Raw genomic sequence first — 15,166 nt, 5'->3', positions numbered from 1 at the left:
TCACCACCCGGATCACGATCCGGATCACCATCCGGATGCGAGATGGCCGGGCCCTGCTGGGCTCGGCCATCGGCGTATCTGACACTCTGTTATGACATGCTCATCACACATATGATGCAGAATCCGCCAGCCTAGCGGGAAATGGGGGGACCCTGTGCGATTTCGGTCACGGTCTGCCGTTATGTACCTACGTGCGGTATCCATGGGGGCGGAAAGGATGCACCCTTGATCTTCAGCCGGATCCGCGCCCACCGACCGGTGCCCGCCACCGCGTGCCCGATGGGCTACGGCGGGCCCGCAGCGCCAACCGCCCCCGAACCGCCGCCATCGTCATCGTCATCGTCGGCCGAGGTCTTCACCGACCCGGACCTGGCGGTCGCCTTCCTGCGGCAGTTCCACGCGGAGCAGGCCGGCCTGCTCGACGCCGAGACGCGCGAGCGCCAGGTCCGGGACGAGATCGAGCGCACCGGAACATACGAACACACCGCCCAGGAGCTGGCGTTCGGCGCCCGGGTGGCCTGGCGCAACTCGGCGCGCTGCATAGGCCGGCTGTACTGGCGCAGCCTGGTGGTGCGCGACCTGCGCGGCCTCAACTCGGCGGACGACATCGCCGAGGAGTGCTTCGCACACCTGCGATCGGCCACCAACGGCGGCCGAATACGGCCGACGATCACGGTCTTCGCCCCCGACCGCCCCGGCCGCCCCGCCACCCGGATCCTCAACCAGCAACTGGTCCGCTACGCGGGCTACCCGCAGCCGGACGGCAGTTGGACGGGCGATCCGGCCGGCGGGTGGCTGGCGGCACGGGCCAAGGACCTGGGCTGGAAGTCGGGCGAGGGACGGTTCGACGTGCTGCCGCTGCTGATCCAGGAGCGCCCCGGCGAGCGGCCGCGCTGGTACGAACTGCCGGACGACACCACCCTGGAGGTGCCGCTGATCCACCCCGACCACACCTGGTTCGCCGGGTTGGGCCTGCGCTGGTACGCGGTGCCGGCGATCAGCGACATGACCCTGGAGATCGGCGGCATCCGCTACCCCACCGCGCCGTTCAACGGCTGGTACATGGGCACCGAGATCGGCGCCCGCAACCTTGCCGACGCCGACCGCTACGACCTGCTGGCCGAGGTGGCCACCTGGCTCGGCCTGGACACCTCCCACCCGCGCACGCTCTGGCGCGACCGCGCGATGCTGGAGCTGAACGTCGCCGTGCTGCACTCCTTCGAGGAGGCCGGCGTCACGATGTCGGACCACCACACCGAGTCGGAGCGCTTCATCAAGCACATCGCCCAGGAGCAGCGGCTGGGCCGGCCCACGCCCGCCGACTGGAGCTGGATCGTGCCGCCGGTCTCCGGCGGCCTGACGCCGGTCTTCCACCGCTACTACGACCCGGTGGACCCCTCCACCCGCCCGGCGTTCCTCGCCCGCGAGCCCTGGTGACCGGCCGGCCGGCCCGCGACCGTCCGTAGGTAGCGCAGGTCGAGGCCGTCCAGCAGCGCCTCCAGGCCGGTCTCGAAGGCGCCCTCGTCGATCTCCCGGCGGTGCTCGGCGATCCGGTGCGCCTCGCCGAGGTGCGGGTACTCGGTCGCGTACAGCTCGGCGTCCTCCGGGAAGCCCGCCGCGAACGAGCCGAGCGCCGACCCCGCGACGAAGTAGCGCATCAGCGCGCCGATCCGGGTCGCCTGGCCGCGCGGCCAGCCCGCCTCGACCAGGCAGCCGTACACCGCGTCGGCCAGCCGCAGCGCGTTCGGCCGCCGGCCGGGGCCCTGCGCCAGCACCGGGACGATGCTGGGGTGCGCGGCGAGCGCGGCGCGGTAGGAGCGGGCCCAGGCGCCCAGCGCGCCGCGCCAGTCGGCACCGGCCGTACGGAACATCGAGAGGTCCACCTCGCCGATCACGCTGTCCACCACCGCGTCCAGCAGCTCGTCCTTGGTGGCGAAGTGGTTGTAGAGCGAGGGGCCGCTGACCGAGAGGACGGCCGCCAGCCGGCGGGTGGAGAGCGCGCCCAGGCCCTCGGCGTCCACCAGGGCCAGCGCGGCCACGACGATCCGCTCGCGGCTGAGCAGCGGCGTACGGGGGCGGGCCATGGGGGGTTCCCTTCCTTCAGCGTCCGACATAAACTTGCACTGCTAGTTTACCCTGGACCGGTCGTCTGCCTGAAGGGCCCTGATCGATGAACCTGGAGCTGTCCGAGGAGCAGGCGGCCGTCCGCGCGCTGGCCGCCGACTTCACCGACCGTGAGATCGCCCCGCACGCCGCCGCCTGGGACCGCGCCGAGTCCGTGGACCGGACGATCATCGGCCGGCTCGGCAAGCTCGGCTTCCTGGGCCTGACCATCCCCGAGGAGTACGGCGGCAGCGGAGGCGACCACCTCGCCTACTGCCTGGTCCTGGAGGAGCTGGGCCGCGGCGACTCCGCGGTGCGCGGCATCGTCTCGGTCACCCTGGGCCTGGTCGCCAAGTCGGTCAACGCCTACGGCAGCGAGGAGCAGAAGCGCCACTGGCTGCCCCGGCTGACCTCCGGCCAGGCGCTGGGCTGCTTCGCCCTCACCGAGCCCGGCACCGGGTCGGACGCCGCCAACCTGGCTACCCGGGCGGTCCGGGACGGCGACCACTGGGTGCTCACGGGCTCGAAGATGTTCATCACCAACGGCACCTGGGCCGACGTCGCGCTGGTCTTCGCCCGCACCGGCGAGCCGGGCCACAAGGGCGTCACCGCCTTCCTGGTGCCGACCGACACCCCCGGATTCGAGCGCCGGGAGATCCACGGCAAGCTCGGCCTGCGCGGCCAGGCGACCGCGGAGCTGGTCCTCGACGGCGTCCGGGTGCCGGACACCGCCCGGCTCGGCGCCGAGGGCAAGGGCTTCACGGTGGCCATGGCGGCGCTCGCCAAGGGCCGGATGTCGGTGGCGGCCGGCTGCGTCGGCATCGCCCAGGCCTGCCTGGACGCGGCGGTCGGCTACGCGAAGGAGCGCGAGCAGTTCGGCAAGCCGATCGCCTCCTACCAGCTGGTGCAGGAGCTGATCGCGGACATCTCGGTCGACCTGGCCGCCGCCCGCCTGCTGACCTGGCAGGTCGCCGACCTCATCGAGCGCGGTCTGCCGTTCGCCACCGAGTCCTCCACCGCCAAGCTCTTCGCGAGCGAGGCCGCTGTGCGGGCGGCCAACAACGCGCTGCAGGTCTTCGGCGGATACGGCTACATCGACGAGTACCCGGTCGGCAAACTCCTGCGCGACGCCCGGGTGATGACCCTGTACGAGGGCACCAGCCAGATCCAGAAGCTGCTGATCGGTCGCGCCCTCACCGGCGTCAACGCGTTCTGATTCCTTCCTTCCCCTACTCAGGAGCCCAAAGCCGTGCGCCCTGTCTACTTCGCCGCCGCCCGCCGCACCCCGATCGGCCGCCTGCGCGGCGCGCTGTCCACCATCCGCCCCGACGACCTCTCAGCAGCCGTACTGCGCGGCCTGCTGGCCGAGGTGCCGGCCCTGGACCCGGCCCGGATCGACGACGTCTACTGGGGTGCGGCCAACCAGGCGGGCGAGGACAACCGCAACGCCGCCCGGATGGCCGTCCTGCTGGCCGGCCTGCCCGAGAGCGTGCCCGGCGCCACCGTCAACCGGCTCTGCGCCTCCGGCCTGGAGGCCGTCACCAGCGCGGCGCGGGCGATCGGCTCCGGCGAGGCGGAGATCGTGATCGCCGGCGGCTGCGAGTCGATGAGCCGGGCGCCCTTCGTGCTCCCCCGCCCGGACGAGGCCCTGCCGCACCGGATGGAGACCTTCGACACCCGGCTCGGCTGGCGGATCACCAACCCCCGGATGCACGAGCTGCACGGCGTGCTGAGCATGGGCGAGACGGCCGAGGAGGTCGCGGCCCGGTACGGCATCAGCCGCGAACGCCAGGACGCCTTCGCGCTGCGCAGTCACCAGCGCGCCGCCGCCGCCCGCAAGGACGGCCACTTCGACGCCGAACTCCTGCCCGTGCTGCGGCCGGACGGCGTGACGGTCAGCCAGGACGAGGGCATCCGCGAGGACAGCAGCCTGGAGCGCCTGGCCCAGCTCAAGCCCGCCTTCCGGGCCGGCGGCACGGTCACCGCCGGCAACGCCTCGCCGATGAACGACGGCGCGGCCGGCCTGCTGCTGGTCAGTGAAGAGGCCCTGAACGACCTGGGGTTGGAGCCGCTCGGCCGGTACGCGGCGGGCGCCTCGGCCGGCGTGCACCCGGACGTCATGGGCATCGGACCGGTGCCGGCCACCCGCAAGGTGCTGGGACGGCTGGGCTGGAGCGTCGAGGACGTCCAGGAGGCCGAGTTCAACGAGGCCTTCGCCGCCCAGGCGCTGGCCTGCGTCGACGAGTTGGGCTTCGACCCGGAGCTGGTCAACCCCACCGGCGGCGCGATCGCGCTGGGCCACCCGCTGGGCGGCTCGGGCGCCCGGATCCTCACCACCCTGCTGCACCGGATGCGCCGCACCGGCGCCCGGCGGGGGCTGGCCACCATGTGCGTGGGCGTCGGCCAGGGCAGCGCCGTGCTCGTCGAGAACGTCTGAGATCTCTGTACCCGAAGGAGAACCACATGCCGAAGTACACCGGCTTCGCTGGCAAGGTGGCCGTCGTCACCGGAGCCGCGCAGGGCATCGGCGCCGCCACCGCCCTGCTGCTCGCCGAGGAGGGCGCAACCGTCGCGGTGGTCGACCTGACGGCCGAGCGCGCGCAGGGCACCGTCGACGCGATCACCGCCAAGGGCGGCAGCGCCCGCGCCTACGGCTGCGACGTCTCCGACTACGACGCAGTGGAGGCCGTGTTCGCCGCCGTGGCCGAGGAGTTGGGAGGCGTGCAGATCCTGGTGAACAACGCCGGGATCACCCGCGACAACCTCTTCTTCAAGATGCCCAAGGCGGACTGGGACACCGTACTGTCGGTCAACCTCACCAGCGCCTTCAACTGCAGCCAGGCGGCCCAGAAGTACATGGTGGCGCAGAAGTTCGGGAAGATCGTCTCGCTCAGCTCGCGTTCGGCGCTCGGTGCCCGCGGCCAGGCCAACTACGCCGCCGCCAAGGCCGGCATCCAGGGCCTGACCGCCACGCTGGCGATCGAGCTCGGCCCGTACAACATCAACGTCAATGCGGTGGCGCCCGGTTACATCGCCACCGCGATGACCGCGGCGACCGCCGAGCGGGTCGGCGCGACGCCCGAGGACCACCAGTCGGAGGTGGCCGGCCGGACGCCGCTGCGCCGGGTCGGCCGGCCCGAGGAGATCGCCGCGGTGGTCGCCTTCCTGGCCAGCGAGGAGGCCTCGTACGTCAGCGGCCAGACCCTCTACGTCAACGGCGGCGCCCGCTGAGGGCGTTGATGCGATCGAGCCGGGACCACGTGGTCCCGGCTCAGCCGCGCGCGGCCCAGGCGTCCAGGATGCGCTGCTCCTTCTCCGGGGCCAGCCCCCGGTTCTGCAGGCCGCTCTGGGCGAAGCTGCGGTAGGCACTGAACGCCTCCGCCTCGCCCTCCGGCGTGGACAGCCAGGCCCAGGTGTCCCGGATCGACTCCACCACCGGTCGGCAGCGCAGCCCCGCGGCGATTGCCCGGGAGGAGTCCGGCTCCCACACCGCGTCGCCGCCGATGCCCGGCGGCATCCAGAGCGGCAGTTCGGTCCACGGCTCGACCTCGTGCTCCTGGAGCAACGCGTCGTCCACCCAGACGAGTTCGGCCTTCGACCCGGTCACCGCCAGGCACTCGCCCAGGAACTCGCCCCAGGTCGTGTTGGCCCGGACCCCGCTGACCAGGTAGCGACCGGTGCCGCCGCGCTCCACCTGGTCCAGGCCGAACGCGGCGATGTCGCGGGCGTCGATCAGCTGCATCGGCCGCTCCGGCGCCCCCTGCCCTCCCGGAGCCACCATCCGGCCGCCCCGGGCCGCCCGGGCCAACCACGAGGTCAGCCGACCCGCCCGGTCCCCCGGGCCCATGATCAGCCCGGGCTCCAGCACCAGCGCGCCCTGCGGGAAGCCCTCCTCGACCGCGCGCTCGCACCCCGCCTTGAGCGCGCCGTACTCGCCGGCGTCCTGGTCTGCGTCGGCGGCGCACGCGAAGCGCGCCGAGGACTCGTCCACCGCCGCCGTGCCCCACTCCTGCACCGCACTGATGGAGGAGACGAACAGGTACGTCCGGGTCTGCTGCGCCAGCGCCCGCACCGAGGCGCCCACCACCCGCGGCACGTAGCCGCAGACGTCCACCACCGCGTCCCACGGGCCGGCCTCGGCCAGCCGGTCCAGGTCGGCCTGCACCTCGCGGTCGCCGCGCACGACCTCGACCCCGGGCAGGTCGCGGGCGGTCTGCCCGCGGTTGAACGTCGTCACCTCCCAGCCGCGCGCCAACGCGTCGGCCACGAAGGCCTGTCCGAGGAACACCGAACCACCGATCACCAGAAGTCTCATGCACACAGTCTCGCCACATCGGGCGGCCGATTGCACGACCTGTCCGCCCACGGCGCAAGCTGTCCGCCACCCGCGAACAGACCGACCGGCACTCAGCACCTCCGGAGTCTTTACCGGGGTTTGACGCCCTTCGGGTCACGCTGGACGTCCACCGGGGTTCTGGGCTGAACGAGTTACCTGTTGGTATGGCGTGCGCTCATGTCAAGAGTCCGAAAGGACTATAGATCCATCGGCTCTTCACACGATGGGATAACCGGACCGACCTTGTGTCGGTCCGACCCACCATCAAAGGAGTTCCATGGGCACCTCCCCCGTCACCGCGGGCCCCCGACGCTCCATGACCGCGCGTGCGCTCGCACTGCTCGCTGTCGGGGCCACCGCCCTGACGGCAGGCACGGTTACCGCGCAGACCACGGTTGCCGCCGCAAGCACCCCGTCCGGCGTGACGTTCAAGTTGCAGCCCGCCTCCGCAGGCCACTTCAACGCCACCGCGCGCCCGGCCCCGCTGTCGACGTCGGACTGCGTCACGCAGATCGGCATCCACTGCTACTCGCCGCTGCAGTACCGCACCGCGTACGACCTGAACCCGCTGTACAAGCAGGGCATCACCGGCAAGGGCCGCACGATCGTCATCGTCGACTCCTTCGGCTCGCCGACGATCCAGGCCGACCTGCAGACCTTCGACAAGCAGTGGGGCCTGCCCGACACGCAGGTCGAGGTCCAGAAGTGGGGCAACGTCCCCGTCTTCGACCCGAAGAACGCGGACCAGACCAGCTGGGCCGGCGAGACGACGCTCGACGTCGAGTACGCCCACGCCATGGCGCCCGACGCGCACATCCTGCTCGTCGAGACCGCCGTCGCGGAGACCGAGGGCGTCACCGGCCTGCCCGAGATGATGGACGCCGAGCAGTCGCTCATCAAGCAGGGCAAGGGCGACGTCATCTCGCAGAGCTTCGGCGCCACGGAGAACACCTTCCCCGGCTTCGACAAGGGCGACTACTCCTCCCTCACCAAGCTGCGCTACGCCTTCAAGGCCGCCGCGGACCACAACGTGACGGTGCTCGGCGCCTCCGGCGACAACGGTGCGACCGACTCGGACGTCAACAACAACAACTACGCCTACAAGGTCAACTCCTGGCCGTCCTCGGACCCGCTGGTGACCTCGGTCGGCGGCACCCAGCTGGCCCTGGACAACAACGGCAACCGCACCGCGCCGGACCAGGTGTGGCACGACGCCTACGGCGCCGGCGGCGGCGGCGTCTCGGCCGTCTTCGACCGTCCGTGGTACCAAGCGGGCGTGGCCGGTGTGACCGGCGACCACCGCGGCACCCCCGACATCAGCATGAGCGCGGCGGTGGACGGCGCGGCCTGGACGTACGACTCGTACGACCCGACCGCCGTCGGCTGGCACCTCACCGGCGGCACCAGCGAGGCCACGCCGATCTTCTCCGGCGTCGTCGCACTCGCCGACCAGGCGGCCGGCTACCGGCTCGGCCAGCTCAACTGGCGGATGTACGGCCTGTCGCTGCTGCCCTCGCAGTGGAGCGGCATCACCGACGTCACCACCGGTGACAACGGCTGGTCGGGCGTGACCGGCTACCAGGCCGGCAAGGGCTACGACCTGGCCTCGGGCCTCGGCACCATCGACGGCGCGAAGTTCGTGCACGCGATCGCCGGTCGCTGACGCTCGATCCGCAGTAGCGGTACGGCCGCTGCCCGCCTCCCGTTTCGCACGGGGGGCGGGCAGCGGCCGTTCGTCGCTCTGTCTACTGCGCAGGGGTGACGGCGAGCTGCGCGAGGTAGCGCTCGGAGGCGCGCAGCTTGCGGCCGTCCGGGCCGGGGATGTGGGCGCGCAGCTCCAGGATCTCCGGGGCCACCTTGAGCGCCTGCTCCCGGTCGGCGATCGCCCGCCAGCAGGCCTCGGCGTTCGTCACGGCACGCTGGGTCTCCGGGTCCTCCGTCCCCTGCGCAGCGATCATGACGAGCGCGACCTCCCGGTACAGGGTTGCCGCCTGCGCCGACTCACCGGCCAACCGTGCGACGTGCGCCCTGATCTGACGGATCATCAGGACGGGCTCGGAGATCGCGCCGTTCGCGGCGACGGCTGTCTGCTCCAACGCCAGGGCCAGCCCGGCGGCCTTCGCGTACTCGCCGGCCTCGGCGCTGCGGGCGATCCGGCCCAGCGCCTCGCGGTAGTCGTCGGGAGGCGCCGGGGCCGCCTGCGGCGGGACGGCGTCGGTGGGTACGGCCTCCACGGGTACGGCGTCGGCGGGTGCCTCGTCCACGGGTACGGCGTCCGTGACTGCGGCGTCCGTGACTGCGGCGTCCGTGGCTGCGGCGTCCACCGGTTCGGCGTCCGCGATCTGCACCGGCTGCTCCGCCTCCGGTTCCACCGCAGGTTCCACCTCCGGCGCCGCCTTCGCCAACGACACCGGCCGGACCGGTCGCGGCGGGGTCGGCGGCACGTCCGGCTTGACCAGCGACACCGGCCCGCCGCCCGCCGCGACGCGCTCGACAGCCGGGCCCGCCGGCTCCGGCCGGGCGGCCTGCGGCATGGCGACCGGCGCAGCGACCGGGGCGGCCACCGCCGCCGGTGCGGCGGCCGGCGGCAGCTCGCGCGTCGGCAGACCGGCCGCGTCGGCCCCCTGCTGACGGGCCGTGTTGCGGAAGACCGGCCGGTCCGACCCGTGCGAGGCGAACACCAGCACGTCCGGGCGCAGCACCGAGTGCACCTGCGAGCGCAGCTGCTCGGGCGCCAGGATCGGTCCAGCCCCGGGCCGTCCGCCGTGCAGCGTCTCGATCAGCGCCCGGGTGAACGTGCCGATCTGCTCGGCGTCCGGACTGACCACCGCCCACAGCGGCAGCCCCTCCACCAGCGGCGTCGGCGACGCCTGCAGCAGCGGCCAGGCGGCCTGGTCGGCGCTGAGGTCGGCGATCACCAGGGTGTCCCAGTCGGCCGGACGGGCCCGCAGCTCGGCCGCCACCGCCTGCCAGGCCAGCCCGTCCTGGCGGACCGTCCCCGGCTTGGAGTCGCGCAGCGTCAGGTGGAGCCCGCCGCCGCGCTTGTCGAGCACCAGGTGCCCGCCGAGGTGCAGCAGCAGCGGACCGGGATGCCGGGCGGCCGCGCGCAGGTGGGCGACGACGGTGTGCGGGTCGCTGGCCGACGGGAGATGGACGGCGTCCACCGCGTCGGCGGCGAGCAGGGTCTGCGGCGAGACGGCCGCGAGCATCGCGGACAGCACCTGCGCCTGTCCCGAACCACCGCGCCCCCAGCCGCGCCGGCCGGCGCCGCCGTACCCGCCCTCGACCGCGAGCAGTCGGCCGCGCAGACCGCCGCCGACCGAGGTCGCGCCCGAAGCGGTGCTGCCGCCCTCGCCCTCCGCGGCCGGCAGCCGCAGCCCGGTGACCGTCCATCCGGTGGCGGCCGACGGGATCGGCGGCGCGGCCGGCGGCTCGGGAATCGCGGGCGGAGCCGGCGGCACGTTGTTGTCCCCCAGCGGCGGCATCGGCACCGTCGCCGCCAGCGGTGCCGACGGCGGCAGGGGCACGGTCGCCGCTGCCGCGCGGGCGGCCGCCGCCCGCGCCTCGGCCTCGGCCCGGTAGGCCTCCGGAACGGCGTCCTCGATCACCGGCAGCAGCGCTGTCCCGTCGAGCCCCGAACCACCGAGCCCCGAACCGCCGGGCCCGGGACCGGCCGACGGGACCGCGCCCGGCTCACCGGTCACCGCCCCGGCCGGAACCCCGGAGGTCGATGCACTGTCCGCCAACGCCGGTCACCACCCCGTCCGCCGTACCCGGCGGCTGTTCTCAGTCCGCAGGTCGCGGCGACCCACCACCGCTCCCCTTTCGCGCCACCTTACGGGGTGATCTCCCCTCTACTCCAGGCCGGGGCGACGGCGCCGTCGGACGCTCCGCCGAGCGCGGCTGATCCCTTCGGGTGAACCGCTGCACGTTCCGCAGCCGAACCGGTGTTCGCCGTGCCTAAAGTGACGCCACGCGCCCCTTCGGCCACGCACCAGGCCCGCGCGGGGCGATGCCCTGCTGCCGATCCGCGTCTGCCGACCCCCGAAGGAACCGCGAATGAAGCTCACCGTGCCCACCTCGCTCTCCGCACTCACCACGCTCAGCACCAAGCGATCCCTGCTGCCCATCGCCCTGCTGGCCCTCGGCGCCGCCGCCGTACCGGCCGCACCCGCCGCAGCCACCGCCGCCGCGATCCCGCCCGCGGCCCGCGGCCCGTTCTGCCTCCCCGCACAGGTCGACCAACTGCACGGCCTGCAGAGCAAGTTGGACGACCTGGCCAGGTCTGGCCGGGCTGGCAACGGCCAGTACTGGTACGTCGACCAGTCCGCCTGCAAGCTCACCGTCGCGGTGCTGAGCGGCGCGCAGGACCGCGTGACGCAGGACTTCCTGGCCGACCTGGACCCCCAGCTGCTGAACGTCACCGAGGTCTCCTCGGCGGTCTCGTCCCGGGTCGCCAAGGTCCCGGCCCCGCTGGACTCCGGAACCCCGGCGGCCGACCTGGCATTCAACGGCGGCACGCCGATCTTCAGCGGCACCACCGGCGAGGTCTACGAGTGCACCAGTGGGTTCAACAACTACCGTGACGGCAAGGCGACCACCGCCGGGCACTGCGGAGCTGCCGCGCCCAACTGGTACGACCGCAGCAAGAACCTGCTCGGCTCGGTCACCGCCAAGAAGTTCCCCGGGCACGACTGGGCCGTCATCACCCCCACCGACCGGTGGACGCTGAACAGCACGGTCATCGACGACGGCGTGGTGCAGCAGATCACCTCCTTCGGCGTCCCCGCGTTGCGCGAGCAGGTCTGCGGCACCGGCGCCACCAGCGGCACCGAGTGCGGGTACATCGAAGCCACCAACGTGACCGTCAACTACCCCGACGGCGTGGTCACCGGGCTCGCCGAGAGCACCCAGAACGGCAACGCGGGCGACTCCGGCGGTCCCGTCTTCGACCGCGCGAAGGACAAGGGCCTGGGCCTGATCAGCGGCGGCCCGCAGGGCGGCGGCGGCCCCACCTTCTTCCAGCCGCTGAACTTCTGACGTCACGTCAGTCCTCTGGTGGCCCGTTCTGCGGGAACGGCCACCAGAGGATTCGCGAGCTACCTGCCGCTGCCCAGCAACTCGCCGAGCCGGGCCCGGTCGTGGAACGCCGTCGACACCAGGACCCCCAGGAGCCGCAGCGCCTCGAAGTCGTTACTGCGCGCCACGAACATGCCCGCCTCGCAGTCGTACGTCAGCCGCTCCCCGATCTCGGGAGCGTACGCGTCCACAGCTGAGCGGGCGACGGACTCCCAGCCGTACCCGTTGCTCCGCCGACCGCGAGCCTCGAACTCGTCCGCCACGGCGACCATGGCGTCGTCGGTGAGGAGCAGTCCGTAGGACCCGGGGTCGTGGTCGTACTCGATGAGCGTCAGAGGCGCATACGTCGTCCGGTCGGTATCCATGAGCCAGACCGTACGGATCGGCACTGACAACGGCCGGTCAGAGCTCCAGCGCGAAGCGGCGGCAGACGTGGACACGGGCGAACTGCTCGCGGAGCAACGGCTCGTCCCGCAGGTTGGCGTGCAGGAAGGCCATCATCGGCCGTAGCCCCGGGCGGCGTTCGGCGATGGCACGGTCGGGCTCCGCGGGCTCGGTGTAGTAGTTCGCGTATACGTGGAGGTAGTGCTCGCTCTCGGCGAAGCCCATCGCCCGGTACCAGCGGAGCGTGTCCGGGTCGTCCCGGGTCCACGCGTCCAGCGTCCGCACACCCAGCGCCGCGACGCGGGCGCGCGCATCGGCCAGCAGGGCGCGGCCGATCCCCTGGTGCTGGTGGTCCGGGTGGACGGCGACGGTGTCGACGGTCGCCAGCGCGCCCTCGACGGTGACGTCCATGATCCCGACGACGGCTCCGCGCTCCCCAGCCGCCACCAGGGCGAAGCCCGGAGCGGGGATCGGGGGTTTGGCCCTCAGGACATCGTCGAAATAGGCGGTGTCCAGGAACGACAGCACCCGGCAGCGCAGCCAGGCGGTCTCGTCGGCGGGGGCGTACTCACGTATGGCGTGGTTCAAGGCAGTGATCCTCAACTGACATGGCGATGCACGGACGGTGGCGGCGGTCGCGGCATTGAGAGATCACGACAGGGAGTCTGCGCGCCGACCCGTACTCGGGCAACCGGTTTTGTCCTACGCTCGGTGAGCCATGAACCAGACAGGCGGCTACTCCGGCACTCCGCTCCTCCGCAAGCTCGGGGTGAAGGCGGGGCACCGGGTGCTGTTCGTCCGGTCGCCGGACGGCTTCGACCCGCGGCCGATGCCCGCGGGCGTGCGCGTGCACCGGCGGGCGGGGGCGGGGCCGTACGACGTCATCGTCGCGTTCGCGGCCGATCGCGCTGTGCTGGACGGGCACTTGGCCGCCCTGCCGGGCAGGCTTGACCGGGCGGGCGCGCTGTGGATCTGCTGGCCGAAGAAGTCGTCCGGCGTCCGGACCGATGTCGGAGAGCAGGACGTGCGGGCGGGCGGCCTGGCCCTGCCGGTCGGACTGGTGGACGTCAAGGTCGCCGCGATCGATGCCACGTGGTCGGCGCTGAAGTTCGTGTACCGGCTCGGCGTGCGATGAGCGGGTAGACCGTAGCCTGCGGTGGAGGGGCAGGTAGTGTCCTGGCGATGAATGGCGTGGAACGGGAGTCGGGATGATCGGCCTGGTCGTGGTGGGGTTTTTCGCGCTGGTCTTCGCCGTGGTGGTGGGTGTGGTGTTCCTCGCCTTCGCGCTGACCATGCGCAAGGGGCAGCGCACCGGCGTCCAGGGGTCGGGGGCGCAGTCTGGCCGGCAGGGCGGCGGCCTGGAGTGGCTGCCCGAGGACGCCCAGGGACATCCGGGGCACCACCACCAGCATCACGACCACCACCACCACACCTCGTCGCCGAGCTTCGACAGCGGCAACTCGTCCACCTCGCACCACGACTCGGGCGGCCATCACCACTGACTGAGGGGCGTATGTCAGAGAATCCCGTTCGGCAGTTCTACGACCAGCTGACCGCCGACTACCACCTGATCTACCAGGACTGGGACGCGGGCATCGCCCGCCAGGGCGCGGCCCTGGACCAACTCATCACCGCGCAACTGGGCGCCACCGCACAGACGGTGCTGGACTGCGCCTGCGGAATCGGCACCCAGGCCATCGGCCTGGCCCAGCGAGGACACCGCGTCACCGGCAGCGACCTGAGTCCCGCCGCGGCCGCCCGCGCCGTACGCGAAGCGGGAACGCGCGGAGTCGCCCTCCCGACGACCGCGGCGGACATGCGCCAACTGCCGTTCCGGGCGACGAGTTTCGACGCGGTCCTGTGTGCCGACAACGCGCTTCCGCACCTGCTCACCGCCGAGGACGTCCACGCCGCGCTGACCGACATGCACCGAGTGCTCCGCGCCGACGGGCTTCTGCTGCTCAGCATCCGGCCCTACGAGCAGGCCCGCCTCACGCACCCCACCACAACTCCGCTCCAGGTGTCGCACACCCCCGCCGGACGGACGATCACCTTCCAGCTGTGGAACTGGCACGCCGACGGTCAACGGTACGACGTCGAACACGTCCAGCTGCTGCCCGAGGGCGACGCGTGGACCAGCCGGGTACGCCGAACCACCTACTGGGCGCTGACCCGGGAGCAGCTCACCGGCTTCGTCATCGACGCCGGATTCACCGAACCCACCTGGCACCGGCCCGAGGACAGCGGCTTCTTCCAACCGCTGCTGACCGCTCGAAGCCGGTAGCCACCGCGGAACCGGCCCTACGCGTCAGACTGCGACGGGTGTGGCGCCGGCGCTCGGCTGTGTGCTGCTGCCCGGGTCGGCCGGCAGGTTGTTCTCATTGAGCGAGAACGCCTTGCGGGCGGTGGCCAGGGCAACAGCAGGGTCATTGGTCTGCATGGCTGCCTGGAAGGCCCCCACCGGGTCGGCGGTGTTGAGGGCGGCCGCCTGCCATACGGTCTCGTCGGCCTGAAGACTGCTCACCAGCGTAGCGATCTGGCCCTTGACCTCGGTTGGCCACTGCCTCCTGCCCAGCAGCTCCAAGGTGTCTATGAGTACCTGGGAATTGCCCTGCGAGTCCTGAAGGGCCATCCCCCGGTCGGTCTCCGTTCGACTCACCACCCGGATCTGCATGTCGAGCTCGGCGGTGTCGTCCACGAAGTCCTGCTGAGTCTGGGTCAGACCGGTGGAGCCATCCGAGTCGCCGGGCCCGGGCAGCACAGGCGCTGAAGGCGCGGTCCTGGGAGCGCTCACGTGGAAGTTCAGGGTGCCGTAGACCGCGCTCATCGTCCCCGCGATCAGCCCGAGTGTCCCGAGCACCACGCCCGCGATGGCGAGCCCGATCCCGCGCTGGCGGCGACGCCGGAGTTGGACCAGCGCGGCGATTCCGAAGCCCAGTGCGGCCGGCCAGAGGCAGCAGGTGACCCCGGTGACCAGCGAGGTGATGGCCAGCCCGTTGGTTCCCTCGACCACCGGGCGCCCGTCGGAGGGGTAGGGGTAGGGCCCGACCTGCGCGGACGGGTGAGGGTACTGGCCCGCGCCGGGCGGCGGCCCGTACGGGGCACCCGGCGTACCCGGTGCCGCCCACGGGTCGGTGGGACGAGCGTCCTGCGGCGCTGCCGCTTCCCCGCCGTCCGGTTGCGCTGCGTCCGTCATGCTCCCGCCCCCAAGCCTGCTGCCCGCGCAGCTGTTCGATCGTGGCCGGACTCTAGCGGATCACGGAC

Annotated in this window: 15 protein-coding genes; 9 read left to right on the top strand and 6 right to left on the bottom strand. The window is 72.3% G+C overall.

The window, feature by feature from the left end; translation table 11 throughout:
• The first annotated feature begins 225 nt into the window (after positions 1–225).
• Positions 226–1,437 (top strand): nitric oxide synthase oxygenase, encoded by a 1,212-nt coding sequence (locus tag P3T37_RS15005; RefSeq protein ID WP_280724110.1) that lies wholly within the window; start codon positions 226–228, stop codon positions 1,435–1,437.
• On the opposite strand, the gene P3T37_RS15000 is transcribed toward P3T37_RS15005, so the two are convergent.
• Positions 1,380–2,084 (bottom strand): TetR/AcrR family transcriptional regulator, encoded by a 705-nt coding sequence (locus P3T37_RS15000; protein WP_280724109.1) that lies wholly within the window; start codon positions 2,082–2,084, stop codon positions 1,380–1,382. The genes P3T37_RS15005 and P3T37_RS15000 overlap by 58 nt on opposite strands.
• 86 nt (positions 2,085–2,170) lie before the next feature.
• Here P3T37_RS15000 and P3T37_RS14995 point away from each other — a divergent pair, with 86 nt between their 5' ends.
• Genes P3T37_RS14995 through fabG form a run of 3 tightly spaced genes read left to right on the top strand, consistent with a single transcriptional unit; the run spans position 2,171 to position 5,334 of the window.
• Positions 2,171–3,319: an acyl-CoA dehydrogenase family protein gene (locus P3T37_RS14995; protein ID WP_280724108.1), complete on the top strand. Its 1,149-nt coding sequence runs from the start codon at positions 2,171–2,173 to the stop codon at positions 3,317–3,319.
• Positions 3,320–3,352: 33 nt separating this feature from the next.
• A complete protein-coding gene (locus tag P3T37_RS14990; RefSeq protein WP_280724107.1) occupies positions 3,353–4,540 on the top strand; it encodes an acetyl-CoA C-acyltransferase in 1,188 nt (395 codons plus the stop codon).
• Between the two features lie 26 nt (positions 4,541–4,566).
• Positions 4,567–5,334: a 3-oxoacyl-ACP reductase FabG gene (gene fabG / locus P3T37_RS14985; RefSeq protein WP_280724106.1), complete on the top strand. Its 768-nt coding sequence runs from the start codon at positions 4,567–4,569 to the stop codon at positions 5,332–5,334.
• Between the two features lie 40 nt (positions 5,335–5,374).
• Here fabG and P3T37_RS14980 read toward each other — a convergent pair whose 3' ends face one another.
• Positions 5,375–6,418, bottom strand: a complete 1,044-nt coding sequence (locus tag P3T37_RS14980) for an NAD-dependent epimerase/dehydratase family protein (RefSeq protein WP_280724105.1) — start codon at positions 6,416–6,418, stop codon at positions 5,375–5,377.
• A gap of 298 nt (positions 6,419–6,716) precedes the next feature.
• Between P3T37_RS14980 and P3T37_RS14975 the strand changes: the two genes are divergently transcribed.
• A complete protein-coding gene (locus tag P3T37_RS14975) occupies positions 6,717–8,102 on the top strand; it encodes a S53 family peptidase (RefSeq protein ID WP_280724104.1) in 1,386 nt (461 codons plus the stop codon).
• 82 nt (positions 8,103–8,184) lie between these two features.
• Here the strand turns inward: P3T37_RS14975 and P3T37_RS14970 are convergent, their stop codons facing one another.
• Positions 8,185–10,185, bottom strand: a complete 2,001-nt coding sequence (locus tag P3T37_RS14970; RefSeq protein WP_280724103.1) for a hypothetical protein — start codon at positions 10,183–10,185, stop codon at positions 8,185–8,187.
• Positions 10,186–10,498: 313 nt separating this feature from the next.
• On the opposite strand from P3T37_RS14970, the gene P3T37_RS14965 reads away from it, so the two are divergent.
• Positions 10,499–11,479, top strand: a complete 981-nt coding sequence (locus P3T37_RS14965) for a S1 family peptidase (protein WP_280724102.1) — start codon at positions 10,499–10,501, stop codon at positions 11,477–11,479.
• Between the two features lie 59 nt (positions 11,480–11,538).
• Here the strand turns inward: P3T37_RS14965 and P3T37_RS14960 are convergent, their stop codons facing one another.
• Complete coding sequence (locus tag P3T37_RS14960; RefSeq protein ID WP_280724101.1) at positions 11,539–11,883, bottom strand: immunity 51 family protein; 345 nt, start codon at positions 11,881–11,883, stop codon at positions 11,539–11,541.
• 37 nt (positions 11,884–11,920) lie between these two features.
• Complete coding sequence (locus P3T37_RS14955; RefSeq protein ID WP_280724100.1) at positions 11,921–12,490, bottom strand: GNAT family N-acetyltransferase; 570 nt, start codon at positions 12,488–12,490, stop codon at positions 11,921–11,923.
• A gap of 130 nt (positions 12,491–12,620) precedes the next feature.
• On the opposite strand from P3T37_RS14955, the gene P3T37_RS14950 reads away from it, so the two are divergent.
• The 3 genes from P3T37_RS14950 to P3T37_RS14940 all read left to right on the top strand — a co-directional run bounded on the left by P3T37_RS14950 (position 12,621) and on the right by P3T37_RS14940 (position 14,186).
• Complete coding sequence (locus tag P3T37_RS14950) at positions 12,621–13,037, top strand: DUF3052 domain-containing protein (protein ID WP_280724099.1); 417 nt, start codon at positions 12,621–12,623, stop codon at positions 13,035–13,037.
• Between the two features lie 73 nt (positions 13,038–13,110).
• Complete coding sequence (locus P3T37_RS14945; RefSeq protein WP_280724098.1) at positions 13,111–13,404, top strand: hypothetical protein; 294 nt, start codon at positions 13,111–13,113, stop codon at positions 13,402–13,404.
• Between the two features lie 11 nt (positions 13,405–13,415).
• Positions 13,416–14,186, top strand: a complete 771-nt coding sequence (locus P3T37_RS14940; protein ID WP_280724097.1) for a class I SAM-dependent methyltransferase — start codon at positions 13,416–13,418, stop codon at positions 14,184–14,186.
• A 24-nt stretch (positions 14,187–14,210) separates the two neighbouring features.
• Here P3T37_RS14940 and P3T37_RS14935 read toward each other — a convergent pair whose 3' ends face one another.
• Positions 14,211–15,098 carry a DUF4190 domain-containing protein gene (locus P3T37_RS14935; RefSeq protein WP_280724096.1) on the bottom strand — a complete coding sequence of 296 codons (888 nt, stop codon included), beginning with the start codon at positions 15,096–15,098 and terminating at the stop codon, positions 14,211–14,213.
• Between the last annotated feature and the right edge of the window lie 68 nt (positions 15,099–15,166).

It is taken from the genome of Kitasatospora sp. MAA4, assembly GCF_029893355.1.
In the GTDB taxonomy this organism is placed as follows: domain Bacteria; phylum Actinomycetota; class Actinomycetes; order Streptomycetales; family Streptomycetaceae; genus Kitasatospora.
The sequence above is the reverse complement of the archived record's forward strand: the minus strand, read 5'-3'. Positions and strand labels throughout refer to the sequence as shown.

Coding starts and splice junctions, on each gene's coding strand:
- P3T37_RS14995 (WP_280724108.1), top strand. CDS start 2,171: ATGAACCTGGAGCTGTCCGAGGAGCAGGCGGCCGTCCGCGCGCTGGCC.
- P3T37_RS14980 (WP_280724105.1), bottom strand. CDS start 6,418: ATGAGACTTCTGGTGATCGGTGGTTCGGTGTTCCTCGGACAGGCCTTC.
- P3T37_RS14965 (WP_280724102.1), top strand. CDS start 10,499: ATGAAGCTCACCGTGCCCACCTCGCTCTCCGCACTCACCACGCTCAGC.
- fabG (WP_280724106.1), top strand. CDS start 4,567: ATGCCGAAGTACACCGGCTTCGCTGGCAAGGTGGCCGTCGTCACCGGA.
- P3T37_RS14945 (WP_280724098.1), top strand. CDS start 13,111: ATGATCGGCCTGGTCGTGGTGGGGTTTTTCGCGCTGGTCTTCGCCGTG.
- P3T37_RS15000 (WP_280724109.1), bottom strand. CDS start 2,084: ATGGCCCGCCCCCGTACGCCGCTGCTCAGCCGCGAGCGGATCGTCGTG.
- P3T37_RS14940 (WP_280724097.1), top strand. CDS start 13,416: ATGTCAGAGAATCCCGTTCGGCAGTTCTACGACCAGCTGACCGCCGAC.
- P3T37_RS14960 (WP_280724101.1), bottom strand. CDS start 11,883: ATGGATACCGACCGGACGACGTATGCGCCTCTGACGCTCATCGAGTAC.
- P3T37_RS14950 (WP_280724099.1), top strand. CDS start 12,621: ATGAACCAGACAGGCGGCTACTCCGGCACTCCGCTCCTCCGCAAGCTC.
- P3T37_RS14935 (WP_280724096.1), bottom strand. CDS start 15,098: ATGACGGACGCAGCGCAACCGGACGGCGGGGAAGCGGCAGCGCCGCAG.
- P3T37_RS14975 (WP_280724104.1), top strand. CDS start 6,717: ATGGGCACCTCCCCCGTCACCGCGGGCCCCCGACGCTCCATGACCGCG.